This window comes from Kitasatospora sp. NPDC048545 (assembly GCF_040651155.1).
Taxonomy (GTDB): Bacteria; Actinomycetota; Actinomycetes; order Streptomycetales; family Streptomycetaceae; genus Kitasatospora.
Window position 1 is genome coordinate 80,231 of the sequence record NZ_JBEZIQ010000018.1, and the last position, 14,533, is coordinate 94,763.

Annotated in this window: 14 protein-coding genes; 12 read left to right on the forward strand and 2 right to left on the reverse strand. The window is 75.0% G+C overall.

Translation table 11 applies throughout. The features are described 5' to 3' along the window. Positions 1-147: 147 nt before the first annotated feature. Positions 148-942, reverse strand: coding sequence for a methyltransferase domain-containing protein (locus AB0D10_RS18940; RefSeq protein WP_360257476.1), 795 nt, complete (start codon positions 940-942; stop codon positions 148-150). 45 nt (positions 943-987) lie between these two features. Then, on the reverse strand, positions 988-2,088 hold the full coding sequence (locus tag AB0D10_RS18945) for an alpha-hydroxy acid oxidase (RefSeq protein WP_360257478.1): 1,101 nt from the start codon (positions 2,086-2,088) through the stop codon (positions 988-990). Between the two features lie 178 nt (positions 2,089-2,266). Between AB0D10_RS18945 and AB0D10_RS18950 the strand changes: the two genes are divergently transcribed. The 12 genes from AB0D10_RS18950 (at position 2,267) to AB0D10_RS19005 (ending at position 14,532) form a co-directional block, all read left to right on the forward strand. Beyond that, a complete protein-coding gene (locus AB0D10_RS18950) occupies positions 2,267-3,721 on the forward strand; it encodes an AMP-binding protein (protein ID WP_360257480.1) in 1,455 nt (484 codons plus the stop codon). Positions 3,722-3,802: 81 nt separating this feature from the next. Then, positions 3,803-4,078, forward strand: coding sequence for a phosphopantetheine-binding protein (locus AB0D10_RS18955; protein ID WP_360257482.1), 276 nt, complete (start codon positions 3,803-3,805; stop codon positions 4,076-4,078). Next, the gene (locus tag AB0D10_RS18960; RefSeq protein WP_360257484.1) at positions 4,075-4,359 is read left to right on the forward strand and encodes an acyl carrier protein; all 285 of its coding nucleotides are present in this window, start codon (positions 4,075-4,077) and stop codon (positions 4,357-4,359) included. Before AB0D10_RS18955 ends, AB0D10_RS18960 begins: the two co-directional genes overlap by 4 nt. A 56-nt stretch (positions 4,360-4,415) precedes the next feature. Then, complete coding sequence (locus tag AB0D10_RS18965) at positions 4,416-5,666, forward strand: beta-ketoacyl synthase N-terminal-like domain-containing protein (RefSeq protein WP_360257486.1); 1,251 nt, start codon at positions 4,416-4,418, stop codon at positions 5,664-5,666. 13 nt (positions 5,667-5,679) lie between these two features. Next, on the forward strand, positions 5,680-6,207 hold the full coding sequence (locus AB0D10_RS18970; protein WP_360257489.1) for a hypothetical protein: 528 nt from the start codon (positions 5,680-5,682) through the stop codon (positions 6,205-6,207). A 257-nt stretch (positions 6,208-6,464) separates the two neighbouring features. Beyond that, positions 6,465-8,081: a class I adenylate-forming enzyme family protein gene (locus tag AB0D10_RS18975; RefSeq protein WP_360257492.1), complete on the forward strand. Its 1,617-nt coding sequence runs from the start codon at positions 6,465-6,467 to the stop codon at positions 8,079-8,081. Continuing rightward, entirely contained in the window at positions 8,078-9,478 is a 1,401-nt protein-coding gene (locus tag AB0D10_RS18980; RefSeq protein ID WP_360257495.1) for a beta-ketoacyl-[acyl-carrier-protein] synthase family protein, read from the forward strand. The genes AB0D10_RS18975 and AB0D10_RS18980 overlap by 4 nt, the downstream gene beginning before the upstream one ends. Positions 9,479-9,556: 78 nt before the next feature. Further along, positions 9,557-10,543: a 4-hydroxyphenylpyruvate dioxygenase gene (gene hppD / locus AB0D10_RS18985; RefSeq protein ID WP_360257497.1), complete on the forward strand. Its 987-nt coding sequence runs from the start codon at positions 9,557-9,559 to the stop codon at positions 10,541-10,543. A gap of 31 nt (positions 10,544-10,574) precedes the next feature. Beyond that, complete coding sequence (locus tag AB0D10_RS18990; RefSeq protein WP_360257500.1) at positions 10,575-11,489, forward strand: phytanoyl-CoA dioxygenase family protein; 915 nt, start codon at positions 10,575-10,577, stop codon at positions 11,487-11,489. Then, the gene (locus AB0D10_RS18995; protein ID WP_360257502.1) at positions 11,486-12,559 is read left to right on the forward strand and encodes a thiamine pyrophosphate-dependent dehydrogenase E1 component subunit alpha; all 1,074 of its coding nucleotides are present in this window, start codon (positions 11,486-11,488) and stop codon (positions 12,557-12,559) included. The genes AB0D10_RS18990 and AB0D10_RS18995 overlap by 4 nt, the downstream gene beginning before the upstream one ends. Beyond that, positions 12,556-13,527 carry a transketolase C-terminal domain-containing protein gene (locus tag AB0D10_RS19000; RefSeq protein WP_360257505.1) on the forward strand — a complete coding sequence of 324 codons (972 nt, stop codon included), beginning with the start codon at positions 12,556-12,558 and terminating at the stop codon, positions 13,525-13,527. The genes AB0D10_RS18995 and AB0D10_RS19000 overlap by 4 nt, the downstream gene beginning before the upstream one ends. A gap of 216 nt (positions 13,528-13,743) precedes the next feature. Continuing rightward, the gene (locus tag AB0D10_RS19005) at positions 13,744-14,532 is read left to right on the forward strand and encodes a DUF3050 domain-containing protein (RefSeq protein ID WP_360257508.1); all 789 of its coding nucleotides are present in this window, start codon (positions 13,744-13,746) and stop codon (positions 14,530-14,532) included. Position 14,533: the final 1 nt, after the last annotated feature.

A 14,533-nucleotide genomic window follows, 5' to 3' on the forward strand; every position in this document is an offset into this window, starting at 1 on the left:
CAGAGGGTCGGCGGTCGGCCGGTGTTGCCGGGCGGCCGCGGTGGCCGGTGTTGCCGGGCGGCCGCGGTGGCCGGTGTTGTCCGGCGTGCTCGGCGCGCGGCCCGGGGGTCGTCATGGCCGTCGGCGGTCAGCAGCCGGCCGGGTCGGTCAGCGGTCGGCCTCGACGTAGACGGTCTCGTCGGTGCGGAAGGCCGTGTCGAGGTCGGCGACGTCCGACCGGACGCCCTCGCGGTAGGCGCAGTGGCGGATCTGCTCGGGGGCGAAGCCGGCGAGGGTGAGGACGTGCCGCAGCTCGTCCAGGTCGTAGATCCACTGGTGACCGTAGTAACGGAAGATCTGGTTGACCAGGAAGGCCGGGCGGGCCGGCATCGGCGGGCCGAAGCCCAGGGTGGTCAGGCGGCGCCGGTGCTTGGTGAGGAAGCCGTCGCCGGTGACGTAGCCGGCCAGGTAGCGGGCGAGGTCGGGGGTGGTCAGACGCAGGACGCCGCCGGGGCGCAGCACCCGGCGGGCCTCGCGCAGCCAGCCGACGGCGACCGGCATGGTGACGTGCTCGATGAGGTGCTCGGCGTACACCCAGTCGACGCTGGCGTCGGCGAAGGGCAGCGGCTCGGCGATGTCGAGCTGGGTGAACCAGCGGTCGCCGTCGACCCGGTAGAGGGTGCCGGGCTCGGTGCGGCTGCCGGTCCCGCTGACGGTGCCGGTGCCGCGCAGGGCGGTGAGGTCGGTGCCCAGGCCCTCCGGGTGGGCGGTCCGGAAGGCGGCGAACTCGATTCCGGTGAGGCCGAGTTCGCGGAAGCCCGCGTGGTCGCGCGGCAGCCCGCCGGGGTGAGCTTCGAGCGTGTCGCAGGTGGCGACCTGCGCGCTGAAGTCGTCCAGGCGGGCGGCCAGGCCGTCCTGATCGTCCCAGTCCCAGCCGGGGAATCGTTCGGTCTGTTCGGTCATGTCGGGTCTCTCTCTCGGAACTACGGGGTGCGGCCGCCGTACGGTTCAGCCGACCGCGCACGGCCAGGGAGCGAGGGCCGTGCGGTCCAGGTCGGCGAGCCGGGGGCGGCCCAACAGGGCCATGGTGTGCTCCAGTTCCTCGCGCAGCAGGGCGAGCACCCGGTGTACGCCGGTCTCGCCGTCGGTGGCGAGGCCCCAGAACGCCGGACGACCGACCAGCACGGCGCGGGCGCCGAGGGCGAGGGCCACGGCGATGTCCGCGCCGGTGCGCACGCCGCCGTCGAGCAGCACCGGCAGTTCGGCGGGGACGGCCTCGACCACCTCGGGCAGGGCGGCCAGGGCCGGGACGGCTCCGTCGAGTTGACGTCCGCCGTGGTTGGAGACCAGGACGGCGTCGGCGCCGTGCTCGACGGCCAGCCTGGCGTCCTCGGCGGTGAGGATGCCCTTGAGGACCAGGGGCAGCCGGGTGCGCTCGCGCAGCCAGGCGAGGTCCGCCCAGCTCAGGGTGGGGTCGAACTGCTCGCGGGCGTGCTCGGCGATGCCCGAACTGCCGCCCGGCGCACGGTGGCTGGCGGACATCAGGCCCGGGTCCAGGTTGACCGCGCGGACGGCGGGCGGGATGGCGAAGCCGTTGCGCAGGTCGCGCAGCCGGCGGCCGATCCTGGGGGCGTCCACGGTCAGCACCAACGCGTGGAACCCGGCCGCCTCGGCGCGTTCCACCAGGGCGGCGAGGGCGGCTCGTTCACGCAGCCAGTACAGCTGGAGCCAGAGCGGGCCGGTGGCGGCCCCGGCGATCTCCTCCAGGGTGCGGCTGGCGAACATCGCGGCGACGAACAGGGCGCCGGCCCGGCCGGCGGCGCGCGCGGTGGCGGTCTCGCCCTGCGGGTCGACCAGCCGGTGGTAGGCCATCGGGGCGATGCCGAGCGGGAGGCCGAGCGGTGCGCCGAGCAGGGTCAGCGCCGGGTCGCAGGCGGAGACGTCGACCAGGGTGCGCGGGCGCAGTGCATAGTGTCCGAACATCTGCCGGTTGGCTGCCAGGGTGCGTTCCGCACCGCTGCCGCCTTCGATGAAATCCCAGATTTCCGGGGAAAGTTGTGCGCGCGCCGCGCGCTCGATCCCGGTCAGCGTGAGTGCTCCCACGGGCATTCCTCGTTCCAGGACGGCCACGCGCGGACCAGTCCCGGTTCGGCAGCGTAGGAGCAACGAGCACATTGGTATAGACCTTGATTTGACCAAACGTCTGTGCCATGGTCTGGCAACGGAATTGACCGTTTTGGTTGCGAACGGCGTTCATGTCAAATCCCCTCGCTCGTATGGAGCCGCGTTGACCGGCTTTTCCCCTTCTTCACGTCCGCCCTCCGCTCCGCCGCACTCCGACGCCCCGGACGACTGGGTCGACCGGCTGCTGCTGGCCGGCGCCGGCGGCGAGGAGTGCCTGCACCTCGGCGCGCCGCTCGACCGGGACGCCCTGCGCGCCCTGGTCGACGAGCACTCCGTCCGCCTGGCGGCCGCCGGGCTGGGCCCCGGCGGCACGGCCGCGCTGCGGCTGCCACCCTCGGTGGCGTTCGTCGCGGTGCTGCTGGCATGCTGGCGGCTGGGCGCCCAAGTCGCCCTGCTCGACCACCGGTTGACCGACCACGAGATCGACGCGGCGGTCGCGCGGCTGGCCCCGCAGGTGCTGGTAGGCTCCGCCCACCGGCCCGCGGCGGCGCTGCGCGGCTTCTCCGAGGTGGAGCCGGTGGCCGTCCCGCTGCCGGACGGACGACTGGCCCGCACCGGGCACGCGTTGATCCAGCTCAGCTCCGGATCGACCGGACCGGCCAAGGTCATCGCCCGCACCGCCGGCGACCTGCTCCGCGAACTCGACTGCTACCGCAGGCTGGTGGAGTTTCCCGGCGAGGGCGAACGAGTCGTCCTGCTGTCGTCGGTGGTGCATGTGCTCGGCCTGGTCGGCGGGCTGCTCAACGGCCTGTACGCCCGTGCCGCGCTCACCGTGCCGGAGCGGATGACGGCCGCGGGCATCCTCGCCGCGGTGGCCGGCTCCGACCGGCCGACCACGGTCATCGGGGTGCCCTTCCACGCCGAGCTGCTGGCGGGGGCGGTCGCTCCCCCGCCGCTGCCCCGACTGCGACGGATGATCGTCGCGGGCGAACTGGTCCGCCCTGGCCTGCCCGCGCTGTTCACCGGGCGCTACGGCGTCCCGCTCGGCACCATGTACGGCATGACCGAGACCGGGGTCATCGCCACCGACCTCGACGGCACCCTCCACCCGGCCAAACGCCCCGTCCACGGGATGCGGATGCGCCTGGTGAAGGGCGAGTTGCAGCTCGGCGCTACGGCCTCCCCGTACCCCGGGCCGGACGACCCGACGCGCTGGTCGGACGGCTGGCTGCACACCCGGGACGCGGCCTGGCTGGACGAGGCCGGCGGCCTGGTCACCGTGCTCGGCCGGCTGGACTCCCAGGTGTCGATCGGCGGTCTGAAGGTCGACCTCACCGAGGTCGAACAGACCCTCACCGCACTGCCCGAGGTCCGCGAGGCCGTGGTCGTCTTCGACGGCGGCGCCATCGAGGCCTACCTGGCCACCGAGGCCGACGCCGACCTCTCCCTGCTCCAGGCCGGGCTGGCCCGCCGCCTCGCCGCCTACAAGCGGCCGCGCCGGCTCGCCCTGCTCCCCGTGCTCCCCCGCACCGCCACCGGAAAGCTGCTGCGCGACCCGGCCGCCCTGCGCGACACCGCCACGACCTCCGCGGCGACGTCCGCCGCGAACGTGCGCTGAGCACGCGCCCGACCGTCCGACCCCGCACGCACCGCGGCCCGACCCCGCAGGCACCACCACCCCGACAAGGAGCCCACCACCATGCAGGACCGCATCCGCGCCTTCGTCCTCGCCGCCCTCACCGAGATGCAGTACGACGTCTCCGAGGTCACCGGGGACACCGACCTCGGCCCGGCCGGGCTGGACCTCGAATCGCTCGCCCTGGCCGACCTGTCGGTGCAGGTCGAGGACGAGTTCGGGATCAAGTTCGACCTGGACGAGATGGAGACCACCGCGCTGATGACGCTGGACGAGTTCACCGCCGACGTCGCCCGGCGGATCGACGCGCTCGCCGCCACCTCCGGCAGCGCGGCATGACCGGCACCTCGCGTCCCGACGGCCTCCCGGACCGGGCCGAGGTGCTCACGATGCTGGCGGCGTTCGGGCAGCGCGCCGCCGACACCGTGCCCGAGGAGCTCGGCTCACTCGAACTCACCTGGCTCGTCGCCGAGTTCGAACAGCGTTACGGCCTGCAGCTGGACCTGGACGACGAGCAGTTCGGCGCGGTGCGGACGGTCGACGACGCCACCGCACTGCTGCGCGACGCCGTCCTGGCCGATCGGGCCGGCCCGGCCGAGCGCGCGGGCGCGCAGCCGTGAGCGGCCACGCCACGGGCGCCGGACCGCCCGGGCCGCCGGGGCGGACCCGGCCGGTCGTGACCGGCGTCGGCGTGCTCAGCGCCGCCGGCCGCGGGCTCGCCGCACTGACGACGGCCGCCACGCACGGCAGGGCGGCGTTCGGCGCGGTCACCCGCTTCGACGTCAGCGCCCGCCGCACCACCCGGGCCGCCCTGCTGCCCGCCGACCTGCCGGTCACCGACCTGCCGACCGATCCGCTGCGCTCCGATCCGGTGCTACCCGACCCCGTCCGGTCCGACGCCCCGGTCCAGGACACTCCGCTCCAGGACGCCCCGATCCAGGACACTCCGGGCCCCGACGCCCCGGTCCCGGAGGCCACGCCCGCGGCCGGCGCCGTCCCGTCGGCCGCGGCGGTGCTCGACGCCATCGGCCAGGCCTGTCGGCAGGCCGGGCTGACCGCCACCGAGGGCGCCGCGCTGCCCGTCCTGCTCGCGCTGCACAGTGACGAGCGGACCCGCGCGACCGCCGACGCCGTGGCCGCCGGGGTCCGCGCGGACTGGGGAGCCGCAGGCGTCACCCGGGTCTACACCGGTGCCTGCGTGGCCGCCGCGACCGCCGTCGCCGACGCCGCCGCACTGGTAGCCACCGGCCGGCACGAGCGGGTCCTGGTCGCGGCCGTCCACCTGGTCGGACCGGGCGTGTTCGCCGTCTTCGACGCCGGCCGCGCACTGGCCCGCGACGGCGAGCTGCGCCCGTTCAGCGCCGGACGGACCGGCACCCTGCTCGCGGACGCGGCCGCCGCCGTCGTGGTCGAGGCCGCACCGGCGGCCGAGCGGCGCGGTGCACCCGCACTCGCCCGGCTGGCCGGCTGGGGCCGCACCGGGGACGCCCACCACGTCTGCCGCCCCGAACCGGACGGCACCGGAGTGGCGCGCGCGGTCGAGGCCGCGCTCGCCCGCGCGGGCGTCGCACCGGCCGAGGTCGGCTACGTCAACGCCAACGGCACCGGCTCCGGCCTGTCCGACCAGGCCGAGGCCCGCGCCCTGCGGCGGGTGTTCGGCCCGCACACCGACCACCTGCCGGTCAGCTCCAGCAAGTCCGTGCACGGGCACGCCCTGGAGGCCTCCGCCCTGCTCGAACTGGCCGTCACCATCGGCGCGTTGGACAGCGGACTGCTCCCGGTCAACGCCGGTTGGCTGGGTCCGGACCCGGACGTCGGCCTGGACCTCGTCCTGGACGGCCCGCGAGCCGCCCGCCCCGCCTACGCACTCAGCCTCAACTCCGCCTTCGGCGGCGCCAACACCGCGCTGCTGCTGGCCCCTGGATGACACCGACACCACCATGACCACCCCTGCCGACGACACCCACCGCCTGCGGGTCCTCGCCGAGGCCCGCCGCCCCGCACCCGGCCTGGACGGGCCGCCGCCACCGCTGCCCGGCTTCTCCGCCTCCGGCTTCAACCCACTGGTCGCCGACACCGCCGACCGCTGCCTGCGCGAGCACCACGGCGCGCCCCCCGCCCCCGGGCGGACCGCCCTGCTGCTGGCCAGCGCGAGCGGCGACCCCGCCACCGCACGGGCCATCGAGCAGAGCTCCGAACCCGGACGACGGACCGGCCCGCTGCTGTTCTTCCAGTCCAACCCGAACGCCGTCCTCGGGCACATCGCCGCCCGCTGGGGTCTGACCGGCCCGGTCGTGGCGATCTGCCCGGCCGGGGCCGAACCCGGCCGCGTCCCGGCGGAGGCGTACGAACTCGCCGCGCTGCTGCTCGCCGACGGCGACGCCGACCGGGTGCTGGTCATCGCCGCCGAGCAGACACCCGACGGGGACCACGCCGCCGCGGTGCTGCTCACCGTCCCCGCCGCCTGAGCCCCCGAAGCGAACGAGGCCGACACCACCGACCCGAACCCGCCGAGAGCCTCCGGCCGTACCCGGCAGCGAGGCCCGGCGCCTGACGCAGCCGCACCCGGCACACCAGCCGCCCCGCCGACACGCCTCACCCCGACATGCCTCACCCCGACACCGCCCGGTCACCCGCCGCCCACACGGCCGACCGAACCCTGCCACCCGATCAGCCGATCAGCCGCCCGGGCCGTCCACCGGCCCCGATGGAGGGATCCACCCCCGTGACCATCCGCAGTCTCCGCACCCTGCTCGCGGACGACCCCGACGTCGGCGCCGGCAACGTCCTGACCGCCCGGATCGCGCTCGGGCTGGACGTCGACGAGCCGCTGCTCACCTTCGACACCCCGGTGGACGACCGCCCCGCCTGGCAGCCGCTCACCCTGCGCGAACTGGACCGTGCGGTCCGGGCCCGCGCCGCCGCCCTGCACTCCCTCGGCATCACCCGGCGCGACCCGGTCGTGGTCTACGCCGACGCCGCCGCCGACCACGTGCTCGCCTTCCTCGCGCTGGCCCGGCTCGGCGCCATCCCCGCCCTGCTCAACCCCAACCTGGACGGCGAACGCGCCGCCCGCTACATCACCCGCCTCGGCGCGGCCGGCGTCCTCGCCGACCCGGCCCACCTGGCCGCGCTGGCCGGCCACGACCCCGGCGCGCCCCTGCTGCCCGAGATCGGCACCCTCGGCGCGGGCGACCCGGAGGACGCGCTGGCGCCGTACCGGCACTGGTCCGGCGACCCGGTGGCGATCACCCACTCCTCCGGCACCACCGGCATGCCCAAGGCCGTCGTCCACTCCCACGCGAGCCTGTACGCGGCGATCCGCCACCGGCTGCGGCTGCCCCGCCCGCAGGGCCAGGACCGGATGCTCAGCGCCCTGCCCGCCCCGCACGCCGCGACCCTGATCGCGCTCAACCTCGCGCTCAGCTCGCACACCCGACTCGCCTTCCTGTCCCGGCAGTCCGGCGACGGCGTGCTCCGGGCGATCGAGCAGTGGCGGCCCACCGGGGTGGTCGGCTTCGCCGCCACCTGGGCCGACCTGGCCCGCCACGACCTCACCACCCGGGACCTCACCTCCGTCGCACTCTGGTGGAACACCGGCGACTGCGCCCACGAGGTGCACATCCGCCGGCTGATCGCCACCGGCAGCCGGGAGACCGTCACCCGCGCGGGCCGCGCCCGCACGCCCGGCTCGCAGTTCGTGGACGGCCTCGGCTCCACCGAGATGGGCCACTCGCACTTCTTCATCACCCACGGCCCCGGCACCGAGCGTTACGGCCGCTGCGTCGGACGCCCGCACACCTTCGTGGACTGCGCGGTCGTCGGTCCGGACGGCGAGCCGCTCGGGCCCGGCGAGGTCGGCGAACTCGCCACCGCCTCACCGACCCTGGCGCTCGGCTACTGGAACGACTCGGCCACCACCTTCCGGACCCGGATCCGCGGCCGCTTCCTCACCGGGGACCTGATGTACCGGGACGAGGAGGGCTACTACTACCACGTCGACCGGGCCGTCGACTCGGTCGAACTCGCCGACGGCGGAAGGCTGTTCACCGCGATGTCGGAGGAGCGGGTGCTGGCCGCCTGCCCGGACGTGCTGGACTGCACGGTGGTGGCGGTGCGGGACTGCGGGCGCGTGGTCACCGACGTCCTGCTGCTCCTCGCCGAGGACGCCGACCGGGCCGCGGACCGGACCGGGGCGGTCGTGGCCGCGCTGGACGAGGCCGCCGCCGCGACCGTCCGCCGGGTGCTGGTGGTCTCCCCCGACGACATCCCGCTCGGCCCGACCGGCAAGGTCCGCAAGGTCCTGCTGCGCGAGCGCCACCTCGCGGCGGTGGGCGCGTGAACGGCCGGAGCGAACGAGGCGCCGAACGAGCCGCCGAACGAGGCGACGGCCGGAGCGAACGCGTCGACGGACCGGGCGAGCCTGGTCACGGACCGAGCGGACCGAGCGGGCCGAGCGGGCCGAGCCGGCAGGGCGGGCGCACCGCCGCGCGCCGCGGAGCCGTCGTCACCGGCATCGGCCTGGTCTCCCCGCTCGGCCGCAAGCCCGCCGAGGTGTTCGAGGCCCTGGTTGCCGGGCGCTCCGGCGTCCGCGCCGTCCCCGAGGGCCACGCCGCGTACGGCTGGCTGCCCGCCGCCGGGATCGCCCCCGCCGTGGACGGCCGGGAGGTGCTGCCGCCCACCGAGACCCGCTGCGTGGACCGCTTCGTGCTGCTCGGCCTGGCCGCCGCCGACGACGCGCTCGCCGACGCCGCGCTGGTGGTCGGCCGGGACGCGGACCCGCACCGCACCGCCGTGGTCCTGGCGACGGGCGGCGGCGGGCTGGAGACCTTCGAGCAGCAGTCGCACCGTCGGCTGGAGCGCGGCCGCCCGGGCGTGAGCCCGTACCTGCTGCCGGGCATGCTCTCCAACATGGCCGCCGCCAGGGTCGCCATCAAGCACGGCATCCGGGGCTACAGCTCCGCCGTGGTGACGGCCTGCGCGGCCGGCGCCCAGGCGATCGCCGAGGGGCTGCGGCTGATCCGCGCCGGTGACGCGGACGTGGTGGTGTGCGGCGGCACCGAGTCCTCACTGCACCCGACCATCGCCGCCGCCTTCACCAACGCCCGTGCCCTGGCGCAGGGTTGGGAGGACGCCGAGCAGGCGAGCCGGCCCTTCGACACCCGCCGCAACGGCTTCGTGCTCGGCGAGGGCAGCGCCGTCCTCGTCCTGGAGAGCGCCGAGCACGCCGAGGCGCGGGGCGCCGCCGGCTACGCGGAGGTGATCGGCTGGGGCGCCTCCACCGACGCCCACCACCCGACCATGCCCCGGCCGGACGGCAGCGGCGCCGCCGACGCGATGCGCGCCGCGCTCGCCAACGCGGGCCTGGCCCCGGGCGACATCGACTACGTGAACGCCCACGGCACCGGCACCAAACTCGGTGACGTGGCCGAGACCGCGGCCCTGCACGCCGTCTTCGGCGCGCACCAGCCCGCGGTCAGCTCCGCCAAGGGCGCGACCGGCCATCTCCTGGGCGCCGCGGGCGCGTTGGAGGCGGCGGTCACCGCCCTGGCGGTGGCGAGGGGGACGCTGCCGCCCACGCTCAACCTGACCGACCCCGACCCGGCCTGCGACCTGGACCACGTCCGGGGCGCCGCCCGGCCCGCCCCGGTGCGCGCCGCGCTGAGCAACGCCTTCGCCTTCGGCGGCCACAACCTCAGCCTCGTCCTCGGCCCGACCAGCACGCGGGCCTCCCGGTAGCGACCGGGAGCGCCCAGCACCCGATCGACCGGCAACGCGCCGATCCACGACCTGCCATCCCTCCGGGGGGAGATCCCGATGTCCGTCCAGACCATCGCCCACACCGAGTTCCACTGCGCCGACGCCGACAAGACCGCGGCCGGACTCTGCGCCGACTACGGCTTCACCGCCGACGCCCCGGCGACCGCGCCCGACGGCACCCGCACCGTCGGGCTGCGCCAGGGCACCATCCGGCTGCACCTGTCCTCCGCCGCCGACCCCGCGCACCCGGTGGCCGAATTCGTCACCCGCCACGGGGACGGCGTCGCCGTCCTCGCCCTCGGCTGCACCGACCCGCGGGCCGCGCTGGAGCGCGCCGAGCGGCACGGCGCCCGGGTGCTCGACCGGGACGGCGCCCTGATCGCCGGCTTCGGCGACACCGCGCTGCGCTTCGTCCCGCTGCCGACCGGGGAACCCACCCCGGAGCCCCGTCTGCTGGACGAGCTCGACCACGTCGCGATCTGCCTCCCGGCCGGTCGACTGGTCGAGTCCGTACGGTTCTGCGAGGCCGCGCTGGGCTTCCGCACGATCTTCGAGGAGTACATCGAGGTCGGCGAGCAGGCCATGGACTCCAAGGTGGTGCAGAGCCCCTCCGGCGCGGTCACCTTCACCCTGATCGAGCCCGACACCGGCCGCCGGCCCGGCCAGATCGACGACTTCCTCGCCGCCCACGGCGGCGCCGGCGTGCAGCACCTCGCCTTCAACACCCGCGACATCACCACCGCCGTGCGCACCATCCGCGCGCGCGGCGTGGAGTTCCTGACCACCCCGGGCGCCTACTTCGACGTCCTGGCCGAACGCTTCGGCGAGACGGTCATCCCGGTGGAGACGCTGCGCGACCTGCACGTCCTGGTCGACCAGGACCACGGCGGCCAGCTGTTCCAGATCTTCGCCCGCTCGACGCACCCCCGGCGCACCTACTTCCTGGAGCTGATCGAGCGCCAGGGCGCCGGCACCTTCGGCACCGCGAACATCAAGGCCCTCTACGAGGCCATCAAGCGGCACAGCTCCGCCGCCTCGGTCTGACCACCCCCGCGCACCCGAAGGAGGCCCACGCATGACGACGACCGCCGAGTTCCGGCTCACCGAGGCCGAGCAGGCACTGCTGCCCACCCCCGACGAGGTGGCCCACTACCGCGAGCACGGCTGGTACCTGTCCCGCCGGCTGTTCAGCGACGAGGAACTGGACACCCTGCAGGCCGCCACCGAGCTGTACTACGCCGGCCACCGGGACCGCGAACTGCCCGTCCGCCCGCCCCGGTTGGCCTCCTGGAAGCCCTCGGACGGGCCGGTCCAGCGGCACAACGACTACGTCCACCACGAGAGCGACGCGATCGGCGCGGTCCTGCGCAAGCCGCTCGTCGGCGCGGTGGCCGCGCTGCTCGCCGGGGCCGAGGAGATCCGGATCTTCCAGGCGACCCTGATCTACAAGCCGCCGGTGCCCGGGGAGCCCAGCAACCGGGTGCCGTGGCACTTCGACAAGCACTACTGGCAGACCTGCACCTCGCAGGAGATGCTCACCGCCTTCGTCCCGTTCCACGACTGCCACGAGGAGAACGGCACCATCACCATGGTGGACGGCAGTCACCGCTGGCAGGAGCTGCCCTCCGGCGAGGACTCCACCCGGCACTTCGCCGACCGCGACGGCTCCGAGCTGGACGGCATCCTGGCCGCCAACGCGGCCCACAACGGGGCGCGGGTGACCAAGGTCCCGATGCGGATCCCGCGCGGCCACATGTCCTTCCACCACTGCCGCACCTATCACGGCAGCGGCCCCAACCTGGCCTCCTACCCGCGCCGCGCCGTCTCGCTGCACCTCCAGGACGGCGCCAACGAGTACCAGCGGCACGACAGGGCGGACGGCAGCCCGGTGGTGTACAACCACGACGTGCTGGTGCGCCGCACCGCGGACGGCCGACCGGACTACGCCGACCCGGAGTTCTGCCCGACGGTCTGGCGGGGACGGCCGTGACGGCCCCGCCGGCCGGCCCGGTCCGGCCGGCCACCGCGGCGGGCGGGCCGGGCCGGCCCGCCGACCTGGGCACGACCGCCGGGCGTTACCGGATGCTGCGGCTGATCCGCGGCTTCGAGGAACTGGCGCTCGGCCTGGTGAAGTCCGGCGCGATCCCCGGCGGCATCCACCCGTACATCGGGCAGGAGGCCGTCGCGGTCGGCGTCTGCTCCGCGCTGGGCCCGGCCGACCGGCTCACCAGCACCCACCGCGGCCACGGCCACGTGCTCGCCCGGGGCACCGCGCCGCACCGGCTGCTCGCCGAACTCCTGGGCCGCGTCGGCGGATCGAACGGCGGCCGGGGCGGCTCCATGCACGCCGCCGACGTCTCGCTGGGCATCCTCGGCGCCAACGGCATCGTCGGCGCCGGTGCCCCGATCGCGGTCGGCGCCGCCTGGGCGGCCCGCCAGGCCGCGGCCGACCGGGGGCCTGCGGAACCGGGGCCGGCGGAGCGGGTTCCGGTGGCCGTGGCCTTCTTCGGCGACGGCGCGCTCAACCAGGGCGTGCTGCTGGAGTCGTTCAACCTGGCCGCGATGTGGCGCCTCCCGGTGCTGTTCGTCTGCGAGAACAACGGTTACGCCACCACCCTGCCCGCCGCCACCGCCGTCGCGGGCAGCGCCACCGGGCGGGCGGCCGGCTTCGGCATCCCCGCCGAGGAGGTGGACGGCATGGACACCGAGGCCGTCCGCGCCGCCGCGCTGCGGGCCGTCGAACGGGCGCGTGGCGGCGACGGCCCCGGCTTCCTGGAGTGCCGCACCTACCGCTACGAGGGCCACCACACGATGGAGCGCCGGATGAAGCTGCGCTACCGCGCCCCCGAGGAGGTCGAGGCCTGGCGCGGGCGCGATCCGCTCCCCCGGGCCGCCGCCCTGCTCGATCCCGCGACGGTCGCCGAGCTGGACCGTTCGGTGGCCGAACAACTGTCGGCCGCCGAGGAGTTCGCACTCGCCTCCGAACACCCGGACCCGGCGGGCGCGTCGGACCACCTGTACGCCGACGGGCTGCGGCCCCGGGCGGGAGTGACACCGTGACCAGGCTCTCGTACACCAAGGCGCTCAACCGGGCGCTGGCCGACGAACTCGCCGCCGACCCGGCGGTCTGCGTCTTCGGCGAGGACATCGGCGCCGGCCTGGCCGGTCCCACCCTGGGCCTTCTGGACCGGTTCGGGCCGGGCCGGATCGTCGACACCCCGCTGTCCGAGCAGGCGTTCACCGCGATGGCGGTCGGCGCCGCACTGGCCGGCCGGCGGCCGGTGCTGGAGTTCCAGATCCCCTCGCTGCTGTTCCTGGTCTTCGAGCAACTCGTCAACCAGGCACACAAGTTCTCGCTGATGACCGGGGGCCAGGCGAGCGTTCCGCTGACCTGCCTGGTCCCCGGCTCCGGCTCCCGGGACGGCTGGGCCGGGCAGCACTCCGACCACCCGTACAGCCTGTTCGCGCACGCCGGGCTGAAGACCGTGGTGCCCGCCACCCCGACGGACGCCTACGGGCTGCTGCGCTCGGCGATCCGGGACCCGGACCCGGTCGTGGTGTTCGCGCCCGCCGCCGCCCTGCCGGTGCGCGAGACCGTCACCTGGGATCTGGTACCGGTGCCGCTCGGCCGGGCCCGGATCCACCGCCCGGGCACCGACGTCACCGTGGTCGCCCTCGGGCACCTGGTGCACGACGCGCTCGCGGTGGCCGAGGAGGTCGCGGCGGACATCTCGGTGGAGGTGTTCGACCCCCGCACCGTCCACCCCTTCGACTGGGACGCACTCGCCGATTCGCTGGAACGCACCGGCCGGCTGGTCGTGATCGACGACTCCAACCGCAGCTGCGGCTTCGGCGCGGAGGTGCTGGCCACCGCCGCGGAGGAACTGCGCCTGGTCGCCCCGCCGCGCCGGATCACCCGGCCCGACGGCGCCGTCCTGCCCTTCGCCCCGGCCCTGGACCGGGCCGTGCAGCCGAACCGCGAGCACCTACGGGCCGCGCTGCACGCCGTCATGAAACAGCCGTCATGAAACAGCCTTCATGGCACAGTTGAGGTGAAACAGCCGGCGCGGATCAGCCGTGACCGTCCCTTCCACGGCGCGGCCCGACCCGAACACCCGCCCCGCACCGCACCCGTCCTGGCCCCGCACCCGTTCTGGCCCCGCACCCGTTCTGTACCCGTCCTGCGCCCGTTTCCCGCCCGTTCCCCGCACCCGCGAAAGCCCGTGACCGACAAGGAGATCCGCATGTCCGCCAACCGCTACCACTGGGACCGCTCGCACCCCGGACTGACCAGCCTGCAGCAGGCCATCGACCCGCTGCGCCGCGAGGTGGTCGGCCACTCCGTCTACCACCGGCTCACCAGCATCGAGCGCGTCCGCACCTTCCTGGACAGCCACGTCTTCGCCGTCTGGGACTTCATGTCGCTGCTGAAGAGCCTGCAGCGCGACCTGACCTGCGTCGAGGTGCCGTGGGTCCCGAGCGGCCCGACGGCCAGCCGTCGGCTGATCAACGAGATCGTGCTGGTCGAGGAGAGCGACGAGCTCGGCGAGGGCTACACCAGCCACTTCGAGCTGTACCTGGAGGGCATGCGTCAGGCCGGCGCCGACGCCCGCCCGGTGGAGGAGTTCCTGACGCTGCTGGGCACCGGCACCGCCGTGCCCGAGGCGCTCAAGGCGGCCGAAGTCCCGCGGGCCGCCGTGGACTTCACCGGGACGACCTGGTCCATCATCGAGACCGCCCCGGTGCACTGCCGGGCCGCCGCCTTCGCCTTCGGCCGCGAGGACCTGATCCCTGACATGTTCGCCCAGGTGATCGCGATCGACGACCCGGCCGGTGTGCTGACGGTGTTCAAGGACTACCTGGCCCGGCACATCGAGGTCGACGGCGAGCAGCACACCCCGATGGCGATGCAGATGCTGATCGACCTGTGCGGCGACGACCAGGACAAGTGGGACTCCTGCGCCGAGACCGTGCGCACGGCGCTGAAGGCCCGCTCCCGGCTGTGGACCGCGATCGAGCAGTCCTTCCGGTAAC

Excerpts from the sequence above, each read along its gene's own strand:
- AB0D10_RS18940 (WP_360257476.1), bottom strand. The coding sequence starts at position 942 with ATGACCGAACAGACCGAACGATTCCCCGGCTGGGACTGGGACGATCAG.
- AB0D10_RS18970 (WP_360257489.1), top strand. The coding sequence starts at position 5,680 with ATGACCACCCCTGCCGACGACACCCACCGCCTGCGGGTCCTCGCCGAG.
- AB0D10_RS18960 (WP_360257484.1), top strand. The coding sequence starts at position 4,075 with ATGACCGGCACCTCGCGTCCCGACGGCCTCCCGGACCGGGCCGAGGTG.
- AB0D10_RS18990 (WP_360257500.1), top strand. The coding sequence starts at position 10,575 with ATGACGACGACCGCCGAGTTCCGGCTCACCGAGGCCGAGCAGGCACTG.
- AB0D10_RS18955 (WP_360257482.1), top strand. The coding sequence starts at position 3,803 with ATGCAGGACCGCATCCGCGCCTTCGTCCTCGCCGCCCTCACCGAGATG.
- AB0D10_RS19005 (WP_360257508.1), top strand. The coding sequence starts at position 13,744 with ATGTCCGCCAACCGCTACCACTGGGACCGCTCGCACCCCGGACTGACC.
- AB0D10_RS18945 (WP_360257478.1), bottom strand. The coding sequence starts at position 2,088 with ATGCCCGTGGGAGCACTCACGCTGACCGGGATCGAGCGCGCGGCGCGC.
- hppD (WP_360257497.1), top strand. The coding sequence starts at position 9,557 with ATGTCCGTCCAGACCATCGCCCACACCGAGTTCCACTGCGCCGACGCC.